This is a genomic window from Ramlibacter montanisoli, from assembly GCF_013087525.1.
GTDB lineage: Bacteria > Pseudomonadota > Gammaproteobacteria > Burkholderiales > Burkholderiaceae_C > Ramlibacter > Ramlibacter montanisoli.
The window spans coordinates 3,037,542-3,050,384 of record NZ_JABFCS010000001.1; the positions used below are offsets into that span (position 1 = coordinate 3,037,542).

Sequence of the window (12,843 nt, forward strand, 5' to 3'; positions counted from 1 at the left end):
TTTTGTTGTTCAGCTGGATCAGGTGGAGCCGCGACGCGCCTTTCGCAAGGTCACGAAGGCAGGGGCGGCCAAACCGGGGATTTTAACTGTGCAGGCCGCCGCGCGGGTTCCACGAAAAAGGCCCCGCGTCGCGGGGCCCTTTGCCGGGGAATCCGCCTCAGCGCGGCCGCGCTCGCGCGTCGGCCAGTTCGGCCACGGTCTGGCTGTTGGCGGCCAGGAAGCGCCGGGGTCCTGCGGCACGCCCTGCACCAGCACCTCGAAGTGCAGGTGCGGGCCGGTGGAGCGGCCGGTGCTGCCCACCAGGGCCAGCTTCTGGCCGCGCTTGACCAGGTCGCCCTTCTTCACCAGCAGGCGCGAGGCGTGGGCATAGCGGGTGATCAGGTTGTTGCCATGGTCGACCTCGACCATGTTGCCGTAGGCGGCGTGCAGTTCGGAGGCGACCACCACGCCGCCGGCGGCGGACAGGATGGGGGTGCCGGGTTCGGCCTGGAAGTCCAGCCCGGTGTGCAGGGCGGAGCGGCCGGTGAAGGGGTCGATGCGCCAGCCGAAGGGCGAGCCCACGTGCCCTGCGTGGATCGGGTTCTGCGTGGGCACCATCATCTTCTTCAGGCGCTGGTCGATCAGGCGCGATTCCATCACCGTCAGCAGGTCGGTGCGCTCGCCGGTGAGCTGCTCCAGGTCGTTCAGCGTCGCCTGCAGTTCCTGCAGCGTCAGCGAACGGCCTTCCACCAGCACGCCGCCCCGGCCGGCGATGCCGGCGACCTTGATCTCGTTGGAATTCACGCCGGCCAGCCCGCCGACGCGCTCGCCCAGGGCTTCCAGCTGCTGCATCTTGGCCTGCATCTCGCCCAGCTTGCGGGCCATGGCATCCAGGTTCTCGCGCATGAAGCGGTCACGTTGCTCGAACTCGTCCTGCACCACGAAGCGCACCAGGGTGCCTACCACCGGCCAGCGCTCCCGCGCGCCCTTGAGGAAGACCCAGTGGTACAGGCCGGCGGCCATCAGCATCAGAACCAGCGAGAGCGTCACCAGCGCAAGCACGAGCTTGGTGCCGCTCAGGTGGACCGCGCGGCTCTTGGCCAGCCAGGCATCCGTGATAATGAAATGCACTTCCCAACCCCCTCTTCCGTCCCGTTGTCCTCACCGACCCGCCGCCATCACCCGGTCCTCCTGCACGAGGCCGCCGAGGAATCGCCGACCTTCGCCCGGCTGGCGCAGCTGGTGCGCGAATCCGGTGAACGCCTGCGGGCGATCGAGTCGTCCATCCCTGCGCCACTGCGTGCTTCCATCCGGCCGGGGCCCATCGAGGGGACCACCTGGTGCCTTCTGGTCGACAGCGCGGCGGCGGCTGCGAAGCTTCGTCAGTTGCTACCTTTATTGCAGCAAAAGCTCTGCAGCCACGGTTGGGAGGTTACTTCCATCCGCCTCAAGCTGGGAAGCCACAAGACGTAAGCCGCGGTCCCGCCTGTCCCGGCGGTTGACACCGGTCGTCGCGGAGCTGCCGCCGGTCCGCGACGCGCAGCCGGTTGTCCGGCACGGGCAGCAGCGCGGGCCCCTGCGCCTCGAGCCGGAAGCGCGACACGGTGCGCAGCAGCGAGGCCGCCTCCTCCTTCATGGACTCGGTCGCGGCGGCGGCCTCCTCCACCAGCGCCGCGTTCTGCTGCACCACCTGGTCCATCTGCACCATGGCGACGTTCACCTGCTCGATGCCGGTGCTCTGCTCGCGGCTGGCCGCCGCGATCTCCGCCACCAGCGCGGCGACGTCGTCGACCGAGCGGCGCAGTTCGGCGATGGTGTCGCCGGCGGCGGCCACCTGTTCGCGGCCGGTGCGCACGTCGCCCGAGGACGCGGCGATCAGTCCCTTGATCTCCCGCGCCGCCTCGGCGCTGCGCTGCGCGAGCACCCGCACCTCGGAGGCCACGACGGCGAAGCCGCGCCCATGCGCCCCCGCGCGCGCCGCCTCGACGGCGGCATTCAGGGCGAGGATGTTGGTCTGGAAGGCGATGCCGTCGATCACCGAGGTGATCTCCTGGATGCGCGCGGACGAGGACGAGATCGCGCCCATGGTCGCGACCACGCCGCCGACGACCGCCGCGCCCTTGCCCGCGACGTCGGATGCCGTGCGCGCGAGCTCGCTCGCGGCGCGCGCGTTCTCGGCATTCTGCGAAACGGTGGCCGTCAGTTCCTCCATCGAGCTGGCCGTCTCCTCCAGGGTGCTGGCCTGTTCCTCGGTGCGCTGCGAGAGGTCCACGTTGCCCTGCGCGATCTGGCCGCTGGAGTCCGACACCTGGCGCGCGCCGCGCGTGACCTCGGCCAGCAGCGCGCGCAGCCGCTCCACCATCCCGGCCAGCGCGCGCTGCAGCTGCGCGATCTCGTCGCCGCCCTCGGCCTGCAGCTGCACGGTGAGGTCGCCGTCCGCGACCCGCTCGGCCAGGTGCACGGCGACGCGGATGCGCCGGGAGATCGAACGGGCGATGGCCACGCCCGCCGCGATCGCCAGCGCCGCGGCCAGCAGCATGCCGGCCAGCATCTGGGCCAGGTGCACGCGCTGCTGCGTCATGCGCGCGCGGAACAGCTGCTGCAGGGCCTCGCCTGCGCGTGCCTGCACCGCGAACTGGGCGTCGATCACCCCCGTCATCACGCCGAAGTACAGCGCGGGGTCCGCGGCAGCCGCCGAGGTGCCGAGCACGTCGCGCTCGATCGCCGCCAGCGCCTCGTCGACGCGGGCCAGGGCGGCCAGTGCCGCGGCGCCTTCCTTGGCCTGCGCGCCGCCGTTCCAGGAGTCCACCTTGGCCAGCGAGGACAGGGCCGACGTGCGCAGCAGCCGCGCGGTCTGCGCCAGCGCCGCGACCTGCGTGGGCCCCGCGCAGTTCGCTTGCGCCGGGCCCAGGCAGGCCGCACCGAGCGCGCGGGCCCGGCCCAGCACTTCCGTCAGGTGCGGCAGCTCGACCAGCGACAGCTTCACCAGGTGGTGGGCCTCGGGCGCACTCTCGTAGGCGAGCCCGTGGCTCTCGCTGGCCAGGACCACCAGCGCCAGCGCGCGGTCGACCAGCGCCGTGTGCCGCGCGAAGCTCTCGCGCTGCGGCAGCGCGCCTGACGCAATCTCCTTCGTGATCGACGACCACTCCGAGGCGATGCCCTTCCACGCATCCCGCACCGGTCCGGCAGGCGCGTCGGCGAACGCCGCGGCGGTGCCGGCGTACGCTGCATCCGCTTCCGACTGCTTGGCCGCGCGTTGCGTGGCAAGCCCCGCGTTGAACAACCCCGGTGCTGCTGCGTCAGCTGCACGATGCGCAGCACCTGCAGCGCCGGCGCCACCCCGGCCTCCTTGTGCTGCACCTGCCGCAGGTCCTGCAGCGTCTGCCGGGCGTAGAAGCCGAAAGGCAGCGCGAACAGCAGCGTGCCGAGGAAGGCCAGGAGGAGGAACTTGCGCGAAAGGCTCAGGGAGAAGTCGTTCAGCATGGCGTCGTGAGGGGCGAAACCTCCGAGTCTTGGTTACACCTGCTGACGAATCAAGGGGCACGTGATCCCGTCCGCGACAGCGCGGAATCCCCGCATGGCGACGAAGCTCCGGCGTGGTGCGGCGGCTGCGATGGGCGGCGGCGATGCCGTGATGGATGGGGCCTGCCGCACGGTGGTGGGGCGACGCGCACCATCACGGCAACGCGCGCGGATGCGGGCGTCCGGCAGACACCTGTAGGGTGCGCGCCACAAGGCGCAGCGCGATGACGACAGGCGTGGGGGCGTGGTGCCGGTTGTCCGAATCGAACGGACGACCTACCGCTTACAAGGCGGTTGCTCTACCAACTGAGCTAAACCGGCAACGGGGATTCTCGGGGATTGCGGGCCAGTGCCGCAATGCATCACTTGACGCGCTTGAGCGCGGGACGCGGGCCGCTCGGCGGCTTGGGTGGCTCGTGTTCCGGCGGCTTGCCGCCCTCTTCCGGGACCAGCTGCACCACCTTGCCATCGCCATCGGCGGGCGCGGCGGGCACGCTCGACAGGGGCGAAGGCTTGGACGGCGTGGCGTCTTCCACGGCGCCGGGCACCGGCACCGGGAAGGCCATGCCCTGGCCGTTCTCGCGCGCGTAGATCGCGATCACGCGGCTGACCGGGACCATGATCTCGCGCGCCGTGCCGGCGAAGCGGGCCTTGAACTCGATGAAGTCGTTCCCGAGCTTGAGCGAACTGGTCGCGTCGTAGCTGATGTTCAGCACGATCTCGCCGTTCTTCACGTACTCGCGCGGCACCTGCACGGAGTCGTCCACCAGCACCGCGACGTAGGGCGTGAAGCCGTTGTCGGTGCACCATTCGTACAGCGCCCGGATCAGGTAGGGGCGGGTGGAGGTGGATTCCAGTGCGTTCATCGGTCCTGCGGAAAACGATTACTTCCGCATCACCTTTTCCGAAGGCGTCAGCGCTTCGATGTAGGCCGGACGCGAGAAGATGCGCTCAGCATACTTCAGCAGCGGGGCGGCGTTCTTCGACAGCTCGATGCCGTAGTAGTCCAGGCGCCAGAGCAGCGGCGCGATCGCCACGTCGAGCATCGAGAAGTTCTCGCCCAGCATGTACTTGTTCTTCAGGAACACGGGCGCCAGCTGCGTGAGGCGGTCGCGGATGTGCGAGCGGGCCTTCTCCAGCGCCTTCTCGTTGGACTTGGCGGCGCGCGACTCCAGCGTGGAGACGTGCACGAACAGTTCCTTCTCGAAGTTCAGCAGGAACAGGCGCACGCGCGCGCGGTCGACCGGGTCGCCAGGCATCAGCTGCGGATGCGGGAAGCGCTCGTCGATGTACTCGTTGATGATGTTCGACTCGTACAGGATGAGGTCGCGCTCGACCAGGATGGGAACCTGGCCGTACGGGTTCATCACGTTGATGTCTTCCGGCTTGTTGTACAGGTCGACGTCACGGATCTCGAAGTCCATGCCCTTCTCGAACAGCACGAAGCGGCAGCGATGGGAGAAGGGGCAGGTGGTTCCCGAATACAGCACCATCATTTTGAAAGTCCTTTAAAAACCAAAAAGAGTGGGTGCGCGAAGCAGCCCACTCTACATCGAAGCACGCGCGCGCCGGTGAAGGCCGCGCGCGCCCCTAGTGAACGTTTTTCCAGAAGGCCGCGTTGAGCCTCCAGACGATGACCAGCAGGATGCCGAGGAACAGCAGCACCCACGCGCCGATGCGCACGCGCTGGTTCTGCACCGGCTCGGCCATCCACTGCAGGTAGCCGACCAGGTCGCCCACGGCTTCGTCGTACTGCAGCGGCGTCATGGTGCCCGGGGACACCTGCTTCCAGCCCTTGAAGACCTTCACGTCCTGGCCGTGCGCCTTCTCGGTGCCGAACTGCGGCTCGCGCTCGCCCTGCAGTTCCCAGAAAACGTGCGGCATGCCGACGTTCGGGAAGGCGAGATTGTTCCAGCCGGTGGGACGCTCGGCGTCCCGGTAGAACGTACGCATGTACGTGTAAAGGTAGTCCGCGCCCGTGCCGCCGTGGCCGGAGCGCGAGCGCGCGATCAGCGTCAGGTCCGGCGGCACGCCGCCGAACCATTCCTTGGCTTCCTTGGGATCGAGCGGGGCCACCATGTTGTCGCCCACCTTGGCGGACACCGTCAGCAGGTTGTCCTTGATCTGCTGCTCGGAGATGCCGATGTCCTGCAGGCGGTTGAAGCGCATGAAGGCCGCGGAGTGGCAGTTCAGGCAGTAGTTGACGAACAGCTTGGCGCCGTTCTGCAGCGCCGGCAGGTCGTTGGTGCGGCTGGGCGCCTTGTCCCAGGCGATCTCGTTGCCGCCCGCGGCCTGCGCGCCCGCGGCCACGCCGAGCGCCAGCATCACGGTGAGGATCAGTTTTTTCATTCTGCGAGCTCCGCCTGTCAATGCGCGAAGGTGATGCGCTGGGGCACGGGCTTGAACTCGCCCATGCGGCTCCACCACGGCATCAGCAGGAAGAAGCCGAGGTAGAACACGGTGCCGATCTGCGCCATCAGCGTGAAGGCCGGCGACGGCGGCTGGATGCCCAGGTAGCCGAGCACCACGAAGAAGACCACGAACACGCCGTACATCCACTTGTGCCAGCCCGGACGGTAGCGGATCGAGCGCACCGGGCTCTTGTCCAGCCAGGGCAGGAAGAACAGGATCACGACCGCGCCGCCCATCACCACCACGCCCCAGAACTTGGCGTCGAAGGTCTTGAGCAGCACGATGGCGACCAGCGCGCCGACCACCACGGCCACCTTGGTCACGAAGGACAGGCGCAGCTTCCATACCGCGAACAGCGCGGCCAGGGCGGTGAGCACGCAGAACACGTCGACCATGAAGTCGGTGGTGGCGCGCAGCATCGAGTAGAAGGGCGTGAAGTACCAGACCGGCGCGATGTGCGGCGGCGTCTTCAGCGGGTCGGCCGGGATGAAGTTGTTGTACTCCAGGAAGTAGCCGCCCAGTTCCGGCGCGAAAAGAGATGATCGCGCTGAACACCATCAGGAAGACGGCGACGCCGACCATGTCGTGCACGCTGTAGTACGGGTGGAAGGGGATGCCGTCCACCGAGTGGCCGTGGGCGTCCTTCGGGTAGTCCTTGGCCTTGATATCGATGCCGTCGGGGTTGTTGGAACCCACGTCGTGCAGCGAGAACAGGTGCGCCACCACCAGGCCGAGCAGCACCAGCGGGATCGCGATCACGTGGAAGCTGAAGAAGCGGTTCAGCGTGGCGTCGGACACCACGTAGTCGCCGCGGATCAGCAGCGCCAGGTCCGGGCCCACGAAGGGAACGGCGGCGAACAGGTTCACGATCACCTGGGCGCCCCAGTAGGACATCTGGCCCCAGGGCAGCAGGTAGCCGAAGAAGGCCTCGGCCATCAGCATCAGGAAGATGGCGCAGCCGAAGATCCAGACCAGCTCGCGCGGCTTGCGGTAGCTGCCGTAGATCATGGCCTTGAACATGTGCAGGTACACCACCACGAAGAAGGCGGAAGCACCCGTGGAGTGCATGTAGCGGATCAGCCAGCCCCAGGGCACGTCGCGCATGATGTACTCGACCGAGGCGAAGGCGAGGTTCGCGTCCGGCTTGTAGTGCATCGTCAGGAAGATGCCGGTGACGATCTGCAGCACCAGCACCAGCAGCGCCAGCGAGCCGAAGAAGTACCAGAAGTTGAAGTTCTTCGGAGCGTAGTACTCCGACATGTGGACCTTGTAGGCGTCGAAAGCCGTCGGGAAACGGTTCTCGAACCAGTTGGTCAGCTTGGCGCCAGCGCTGGCGTTCGGGGAGATTTCCTTGAATTCAGCCATGGGAATCAGGCACTCTTCTTGTCTTCGCCGATCAGCAGGCGCGTGTCCGACAGGTACATGTGCGGCGGCACCTCGAGGTTGTCCGGCGCGGGCACGTTCTTGTAGACGCGGCCGGCCAGGTCGAAGGTCGAACCGTGGCAGGGGCACAGGAAGCCGCCCTGCCAGTCGTCCGGCAGCGAGGGCTGCGGGCCGGCGGCGAGCTTGTCGGTGGGCGAGCAGCCCAGGTGCGAGCAGATGCCCACCGCGACGAAGACTTCGGGCTTGATCGAGCGGTGGGTGTTCAGCGCGTAGTCGGGCGTGGGGTAGGCCTTGCGCTCCGACTTCGGGTCGGCCAGCTGGCCGTCGATCTTGGGCAGGGCCGCGAGCTGCTCGGGGTGCGGCGCATGATCCACACCGGCTTGCCGCGCCATTCCACGGTCATCTTCTGACCGGGCTGGAGCGCCGAGATGTCGACTTCGACGGGGGCGCCGGCAGCCTTGGCGCGTTCGGAGGGCTGGAAGCTGGCGACGAAGGGAACGGCGACAAAGCCCGCTCCCACCGCGCCTGCGCAACCGGACGCGATCAGCCAGGTCCGCTTGCTGGCGTCCACCGTGGAGTTGCTCATGGGGGTCCTCGAGGATCTCTCGTTGTTGAGGGTCAACCCGCGATTGTAGCGGCTCGTTTCGCCCTACTACTTCAAACTGACGCCACCCTCGCGCATACTCGCGCTTCCAACCGGAGGGGTCCCATGAAACTGCTGCACGAATTCCGCGAATTCGCCGTCAAGGGCAATGTCGTCGATCTGGCGGTCGGCGTCATCATCGGCGCGGCCTTCGCCAAGATCGTCGACTCGCTGGTGGCCGACGTGGTGATGCCCATCATCAGCCGGATCATCGGCAAGCTGGATTTCTCCAGCATGTTCATCGTGCTGGGCGAGGTGCCGGCGGGCACGGCCCTGACGCTGGACGCCCTGAAGAAGGCGGGCGTCCCGGTGCTGGCCTGGGGCAACTTCGTCACCGTGGCCATCAACTTCGTGATCCTGGCCTTCGTGATCTTCCTGATGGTCAAGCAGGTCAACCGGCTGCGCCGCATGAACGCCGAGACCCCGGCCCAGGCCGCGGAACCGGCGCCGCCGCCGGAAGACGTGATGCTGCTGCGGGAGATCCGCGACAGCCTGCGCATCGCACGCTAGGCCTGGGCGGACGGCGCGGACAGCGTCCGCGCCATCCGCACGGCCTCGAGCAGGCTGGAGGCATCCGCCAGCCCTTTGCCGGCGATGTCGAAGGCCGTGCCGTGGTCCGGGCTGGTGCGCACCAGCGGCAGCCCCAGCGTCACGTTCACGCCCTTCTCCACCCCGAGGTACTTCACGGGGATCAGGCCCTGGTCGTGGTACATGGCAACGACCACGTCGAATTCGCCGCGGCGGGCGCGCATGAACACGGTGTCGGGGGCGTAGGGGCCATGCAGGTCCAGCCCGTCCTGCGCCGCCGCCTGCATGGCCGGCACGATCACGTCCAGCTCCTCCCGCCCGAACAGGCCGCCCTCGCCCGCGTGCGGGTTCAGTCCGGCGACCGCGATGCGGGGCCGCCGTCGCAGCAGCGCCGACAGCGTGCGGTCCGTGATGCGCAGGGTCTCCAGCACGCGCTCGCGCGTGACCGCGTCGAGCGCCTCGCGCAGCGAGACGTGGATGCTGACCAGCACCGTGCGCAGTTCGTCGTTGGCCAGCATCATGCGCACCGGCATCTGTTCCACGGCGACGCCGGCGTGCATGGCGGCCTGCGCCTGCAGCAGCTCGGTGTGGCCGGGGAAGGGAACGCCCGCGGCCGACAGCGCCTCCTTGTGCAGCGGCGCGGTCACCAGACCGGCGATCTCGCCGCGCAGCGCCGCCTGGGCCGCCCAGAGCACGGCGTCGGCCGCGAGCCGCCCGGCCGCGGCGCTCACCTGGCCCAGGGGCGGCAGGGCACCCGCCGCCGGCGCGCACTGCAGCACCGGGATGCAGCGCGGCGGAACGCCGGCCGCTTCGCCGATGTCCTCGATCTGCGCCACCGCCAGCGATGGCCGTCCGCCCGCGGCGACCTGCGCGCCGCGGCGCATGCAGGCCACGTCGCCCACCACGAAAGTGCCGCGCAGCAGCTCCGGCGCCTGCGCATAAGCCCTGGCGACGATTTCCGGCCCGATCCCGGCCGGATCGCCCATGGTGATCGCAATGGGCTTCATGCGGGGTTGTCCACGTCGATGAACTCGTGCGCGATCCCCAGCTGCTGCGCGACATGTGCAGCCACCGCCGGCGCGCCATAGCGCTCGGTGGCGTGGTGCCCGCAGGCCAGGAAGGTGACGCCGCATTCGCGCGCGTAGTGCGCCTGCGGCTCCGAGATCTCGCCGGTCAGGAAGGCCTGCGCGCCGGCGGCGATGGCCGCCTCGAAGTAGGACTGCGCACCGCCGGTGCACCAGGCGACGCGGCGGATCGCGCCCGGCGCACCGGGCACGCAGGTGACCGGCCGGCCCAGCACCTGCCGCGCGTGGGCGGCGAGCGCCTCGCTGTCCGCGAAGGCCTGGCCGGCGGCGCGCCCGCCCAGGAAGCCCAGCTCCTGCTCGCCGAAGCGCGTATCGGCCTGCAGGCCCAGCCGGCGGCCGAACTGCGCGTTGTTGCCCAGCTCGGGGTGCGCATCCAGCGGCAGGTGGTAGGCGAACAGGTTGACGTCGTGCGCCAGCAGCAGCGCCAGGCGCTGCTTCATCCAGCCGGTGACGCGCCCGTCCTGCCCGCGCCAGAACAGGCCGTGGTGCACGAACACGGCATCCGCCTTGCGGGCGATGGCCGCCTCGATCAGGGCGCGGCTGGCGGTCACGCCCGACACCATGCTGCGGACCTGCTCGCGGCCCTCCACCTGCAGCCCGTTCGGGCCGTAGTCCTTGAACCGCTCCGGCGCGAGCAGGGTGTCGAAGGCTTGCAGCAGGTCTTGCCGAGAGGTCATGTGAATTGGGGCACAGGGTTGAGCCGCCATTCTGCTACGCCGCCCGCGCGCGGCCGGGACCAACATGGCGGCCTCGCAATGAGGCCGCAGCATGGCGGCCTCGCAAGGAGCCCGCATGAACGCGCTCACGATGATGGTGTGGAGCATGGCGCTGGGCGCGATCGCCGCCGTCGCGGTCGCGCGTGCCGGCGACCTGTTCGCGCGGCCCGATGCCATGCAGCTGCGCGCGCTCGGCTACCACCTGAGCGTGTTCCTGCTGGTGCTGGTGGAAAGCGGCGTGCTGCAGCAGGTCGCCCGCCCGGGCGCCGAGCGGCTGCGGGTGCTGCAGGTGCTGGCCGGGCCGGTGTGCGTCGGACTGGCCAACTTCTGGATCCACGGCTGGCTGGCCGCCGGCGAGCGCGACCGCGTGATGGCGGTGGCGCTGCGGCTGTCCGCCTTCGCGCTGCCGGCGCTCGGCCTCGCCGCCCTCGCCCTGCGGGCCGACGCGCAGCTGCCCGCGGCTGCCCTGCTCTCGCTGGCGGGCAGCGGCCTGACCTGCTGGGCCACCGTGCGCGCCTGGACCACCGGCGACCGCCTCGCGCTGCTGATGGCCGTCGGCTGCCTGCTCACGCTGCCCGCCATCGCCGGCCTCTACGCGATCGCCATGCGGCTGGGGCACTGGAACCTGCCGGCGCACGCCGCGGTCGCCCTGGCGGCCACCCTGTGCAATGCGCTGACCGGGCACGTGCTGTGGCGGCGGGCGCGGCGCAGCTGGCGCACGCGCGAGACCGGCAGCGTGCCGGCGATCGACCCGGTGACCAAGGTCCACAGCAGCGCGGCCCTGGTGCAGCAGCTGGTGGCGGCGCAAAAACGCCGGCGCCGCACCGGCCGCGACGGCGCCCTGGTCGCGATCACCGTGTTCGAGCCGCAGCGCATCGCCACCCTGTTCGGCAACCAGGCCCTCAACGAGGTCTGGATGACCCTGGCGACCCGCATCCAGCGGCAGATCGGCGTGGTGAACCCGGTCGGCCGCTACTGGGACCGCTGCTTCGTGGGGCTCGTGGAGACCATCCCGGACCCCGCCTGGGTGCGGACCCTGGGCCTGCGGGTGGCGGCCGCCCTGCGCCGTCCGGTGGAAGTGACGGGCCGCGACGGCGAGCCGGTCCGGGTGCGGGTCGACTTCGGCGTCGGGCTGGTGCACCTGGGGCGCCGCAACCCCGAGGTGGAGGACGTGCTGCACGAGGCCCAGCGCCTGGCCGAGGCGGCGCGGCAGATGCGCTCGCGCGCGGCGCTGGCCGACCCCGCCGGCGGCGCCGCCGTGCCGGTGGAAGAGGCGCAGTTCGGGCCGCGCCGGCACCCCCTCCCGGCGTCCGGGAGCCGGCCGCGGCGCAGGCCGCCACCCCTGACCCACCGGCCGGGCAGGGGGCATACACTTGAGGTTTCCCCCATTTCGAGATCATGCGACGTTACTGGCTGGTCTTTTCCCAAGCCGTCACCGTGCTGCTGGCGGCGTATTTCGTGGTCATGACGATGAAGCCCGAATGGCTGAGCCGTCGCACCGTGACCAGCGGCGTGGCCGGCGTCTCCCTGTCGGAAGCGCCGACCGCGCCCAACGCACCGCCGCCGGCGGGCAGCTTCCGTGCCGCCGCCCAGCGCGCCTCGCAGGCCGTGGTGAGCATCAACACCAGCAAGGCGGCCGACCGGCCCTCGGCCAGCGATCCCTGGTTCCGCTTCTTCTTCGGCGACCAGGGCGCGGTGCCGCAAAGCGGCCTGGGCAGCGGCGTGATCATCAGCCCGGACGGCTTCATCCTCACCAACAACCACGTGGTGGAGGGCGCGACCGAGATCGAGGTGGCGCTCAACGACAGCCGCAAGACCCGCGCGAAGATCATCGGCACCGACCCCGAGACCGACCTCGCGATCCTGAAGATCAACCTGGACCGCCTGCCCGTGATCACGCTGGGCAACTCCGACGCGCTGCAGGTGGGCGACCAGGTGCTGGCCATCGGCAACCCCTTCGGCGTGGGCCAGACGGTCACCAGCGGCATCGTCAGCGCGCTGGGGCGCAACCAGCTGGGCATCAACACCTTCGAGAACTTCATCCAGACCGACGCGGCCATCAACCCCGGCAACTCCGGCGGGGCGCTGGTGGACGTGAACGGCAACCTGATGGGGATCAACACCGCGATCTATTCGCGCTCCGGCGGCAGCATGGGCATCGGCTTCGCCATTCCCGTGTCCACCGCCAAGCTGGTGCTGGAAGGCATCGTCAAGGACGGCGTGGTCACGCGCGGCTGGATCGGCGTGGAGCCGGCGGACCTGTCGCCCGAGCTGATGGAGACCTTCGGCGTGAAGGCGCGCAAGGGCGTGCTGATCACCGGCGTGCTGCAGAACGGGCCCGCCGCCCAGGCCGGCATCAAGCCCGGCGACGTGGTGGTGCAGGTGGGCGGCAAGGACGTCGCCAACGTGTCCGAGCTGCTGACCAGCGTGGCCTCCTTGAAGCCCGGGATGGCCACCCAGTTCAAGGTGCAGCGGCGCGACGACAACGTGGAAGTGAGCGTCACGCCCGGCAAGCGGCCCAAGCCGCGCCAGCAGGCCGGCCAGCCGCCGATCCCCGGGCTGCCCGCGCGCTGAG

Annotated in this window: 11 protein-coding genes, 1 tRNA gene and 2 pseudogenes; 4 read left to right on the top strand and 10 right to left on the bottom strand. The window is 69.6% G+C overall.

Annotation, left to right across the window (positions count from 1 at the left end; all coding sequences use genetic code 11):
- Positions 1–18: 18 nt before the first annotated feature.
- The gene (locus tag HK415_RS14915; RefSeq protein ID WP_309246707.1) at positions 19–1,110 is read right to left on the bottom strand and encodes a M23 family metallopeptidase; all 1,092 of its coding nucleotides are present in this window, start codon (positions 1,108–1,110) and stop codon (positions 19–21) included.
- Positions 1,111–1,134: 24 nt separating this feature from the next.
- Between HK415_RS14915 and HK415_RS14920 the strand changes: the two genes are divergently transcribed.
- Positions 1,135–1,452, top strand: a complete 318-nt coding sequence (locus HK415_RS14920; RefSeq protein ID WP_253261895.1) for a DciA family protein — start codon at positions 1,135–1,137, stop codon at positions 1,450–1,452.
- Here the strand turns inward: HK415_RS14920 and HK415_RS26065 are convergent.
- The 7 genes and pseudogenes from HK415_RS26065 to petA all read right to left on the bottom strand — a co-directional run bounded on the left by HK415_RS26065 (position 1,427) and on the right by petA (position 7,882).
- Positions 1,427–3,262 carry a methyl-accepting chemotaxis protein gene (locus tag HK415_RS26065; RefSeq protein ID WP_290427353.1) on the bottom strand — a complete coding sequence of 612 codons (1,836 nt, stop codon included), beginning with the start codon at positions 3,260–3,262 and terminating at the stop codon, positions 1,427–1,429. The genes HK415_RS14920 and HK415_RS26065 overlap by 26 nt on opposite strands.
- A gap of 484 nt (positions 3,263–3,746) precedes the next feature.
- A tRNA-Thr gene (locus HK415_RS14930) sits at positions 3,747–3,822 on the bottom strand.
- 41 nt (positions 3,823–3,863) lie between these two features.
- Positions 3,864–4,367: a ClpXP protease specificity-enhancing factor gene (locus HK415_RS14935; RefSeq protein WP_171560649.1), complete on the bottom strand. Its 504-nt coding sequence runs from the start codon at positions 4,365–4,367 to the stop codon at positions 3,864–3,866.
- Positions 4,368–4,385: 18 nt separating this feature from the next.
- On the bottom strand, positions 4,386–4,997 hold the full coding sequence (locus HK415_RS14940) for a glutathione S-transferase N-terminal domain-containing protein (RefSeq protein ID WP_061500777.1): 612 nt from the start codon (positions 4,995–4,997) through the stop codon (positions 4,386–4,388).
- Between the two features lie 94 nt (positions 4,998–5,091).
- Positions 5,092–5,850 carry a cytochrome c1 gene (locus tag HK415_RS14945; RefSeq protein WP_171560651.1) on the bottom strand — a complete coding sequence of 253 codons (759 nt, stop codon included), beginning with the start codon at positions 5,848–5,850 and terminating at the stop codon, positions 5,092–5,094.
- Between the two features lie 17 nt (positions 5,851–5,867).
- A pseudogene (locus HK415_RS14950) lies at positions 5,868–7,278 on the bottom strand (cytochrome b).
- 5 nt (positions 7,279–7,283) lie between these two features.
- A pseudogene (gene petA / locus HK415_RS14955) lies at positions 7,284–7,882 on the bottom strand (ubiquinol-cytochrome c reductase iron-sulfur subunit).
- A 123-nt stretch (positions 7,883–8,005) separates the two neighbouring features.
- On the opposite strand from petA, the gene mscL reads away from it, so the two are divergent.
- Positions 8,006–8,449: a large conductance mechanosensitive channel protein MscL gene (gene mscL / locus HK415_RS14960; protein WP_171560654.1), complete on the top strand. Its 444-nt coding sequence runs from the start codon at positions 8,006–8,008 to the stop codon at positions 8,447–8,449.
- Here mscL and pdxA read toward each other — a convergent pair.
- Both pdxA and HK415_RS14970 read right to left on the bottom strand, forming a co-directional pair.
- Positions 8,446–9,474: a 4-hydroxythreonine-4-phosphate dehydrogenase PdxA gene (gene pdxA, locus HK415_RS14965; protein WP_171560657.1), complete on the bottom strand. Its 1,029-nt coding sequence runs from the start codon at positions 9,472–9,474 to the stop codon at positions 8,446–8,448. The two genes, mscL and pdxA, sit on opposite strands and share 4 nt — an antisense overlap.
- Complete coding sequence (locus tag HK415_RS14970; RefSeq protein WP_171560659.1) at positions 9,471–10,229, bottom strand: Nif3-like dinuclear metal center hexameric protein; 759 nt, start codon at positions 10,227–10,229, stop codon at positions 9,471–9,473. The genes pdxA and HK415_RS14970 overlap by 4 nt, the downstream gene beginning before the upstream one ends.
- A gap of 115 nt (positions 10,230–10,344) precedes the next feature.
- Here HK415_RS14970 and HK415_RS14975 point away from each other — a divergent pair, with 115 nt between their 5' ends.
- Positions 10,345–11,736 (top strand): diguanylate cyclase domain-containing protein, encoded by a 1,392-nt coding sequence (locus HK415_RS14975; RefSeq protein ID WP_171560668.1) that lies wholly within the window; start codon positions 10,345–10,347, stop codon positions 11,734–11,736.
- On the top strand, positions 11,667–12,842 hold the full coding sequence (locus HK415_RS14980; RefSeq protein ID WP_171560671.1) for a S1C family serine protease: 1,176 nt from the start codon (positions 11,667–11,669) through the stop codon (positions 12,840–12,842). Before HK415_RS14975 ends, HK415_RS14980 begins: the two co-directional genes overlap by 70 nt.
- Position 12,843 lies beyond the last annotated feature (1 nt).